The organism is Kitasatospora sp. NPDC002543 (genome assembly GCF_053594915.1).
On sequence record NZ_JBSFWR010000253.1, the window covers coordinates 1 to 1,212 of the forward strand.

The following is a 1,212-nucleotide window of genomic DNA, read 5'->3' on the forward strand; positions in this document are numbered from 1 at the left end:
AGCGCCCGCCCCAGCCCTGCGCCAGCGCCGCGACGGCATCCTGCCCACCGTCGCCGCCGCCCTCTCCGTGCGCGGCACCACACTGACCAGCACCGCAGCCCGCGGCGAACACGCCCCCGCCCTGCACCCCCTCGTCCAGGACTTCCTCGACACCCTCACCAGCGCCCAGCGCGACCGCTTCACCGGACGCTGCGCCGAAACGATCCTCATCTCCCGCCACCTCACGGCCGCCGACGAGGAACGCTCCAAACGCGCCCGCCGCAAACCCATGACCAACGGCGAAGCCCGCAAAGCCCTCAAACACGCCAAACTCACCACCCGCCGTATCCGCGAGGACGGCGACCCCCTGCACGGCGGCTTCGCCCGCCCCTGCCGCGCCTGCGCCGCACTCACCGCCCACTTCGGCGTCCACGTCGTGGACCCGGCCGCGGACACCACCGGCTGACCGGAACCGGCGCACGGCAGCACGCACGCACCACCGCAGGCCCCAGCAGAACAGGACGAGGCCACCCCACATGACCGCCGACCGCACCCGCTTCACCGCCCCCGTCGACGCAGCACTGCGCGCCGCCGGCTGGCAGCCCGGACGCTGGGACATCAAACAGGCCGAATTCTGGGCCGACGCCCTGCGCACCCACGTATCCCCCGCCGGCCACCGCCACACCGTCTTCCCCGCCGCCGTCGAGGCCTGGGCCGAATTCGGCGGCCTCCACCTCACCCCCCAGGGCCCCGGCCGCCAGATAGCCCCCGCCCAACCCCACCTCGACCCGCTCCACGGCCTCCACATGGCCCGCACCCTCGGCGACCTCGGCCGCGCCCTCGACACCGAGGTCTGCCCCCTCGGTGCGGAATCCGGCTCCGAAGCACTCCTCGCCATCGACACCGAAGGCCGCGTCTACGCCCTCGACCACAGCGGCGACTGGTACCTCGGCCCCGGCATCGACCACGCCCTGGAAACCCTCGTCAACGGCACCCAGCCGACACGCCTGACCGCGGCCTAGCGCGGCGCGCACACGCGGACCGGGCCACAGCGCACCGGCACACGACAGACAGCCACAGCACAGCCCCGGAGCCCCGAGACCCACCGGCCGCCACGCGCCGACGAGACGCGAGGGGACGTGCCGGGATGTGCGCGCGGAGCCACCAGCTCGGGCGGCATGGGCCCGGAGACGAAGCCCCATAGAACAGCGAGCACGTACATCCCGGCGCGGC

General features: G+C 74.0%; 2 protein-coding genes. Both read left to right on the forward strand.

Annotated features, from left to right (window positions below; translation table 11 throughout):
• A partial coding sequence (locus tag ACWD4P_RS38370; RefSeq protein WP_449782842.1) for a YwqJ-related putative deaminase occupies positions 1-445 on the forward strand: 445 nt, incomplete at its 5' end.
• A 70-nt stretch (positions 446-515) separates the two neighbouring features.
• Positions 516-1,001: an SUKH-3 domain-containing protein gene (locus ACWD4P_RS38375; protein ID WP_266563325.1), complete on the forward strand. Its 486-nt coding sequence runs from the start codon at positions 516-518 to the stop codon at positions 999-1,001.
• The last annotated feature ends 211 nt before the right edge of the window (positions 1,002-1,212 follow it).

What these genes read in the sequence shown, in the direction of transcription:
- ACWD4P_RS38375 (WP_266563325.1), top strand. Translation starts at nt 516, where the DNA reads ATGACCGCCGACCGCACCCGCTTCACCGCCCCCGTCGACGCAGCACTG.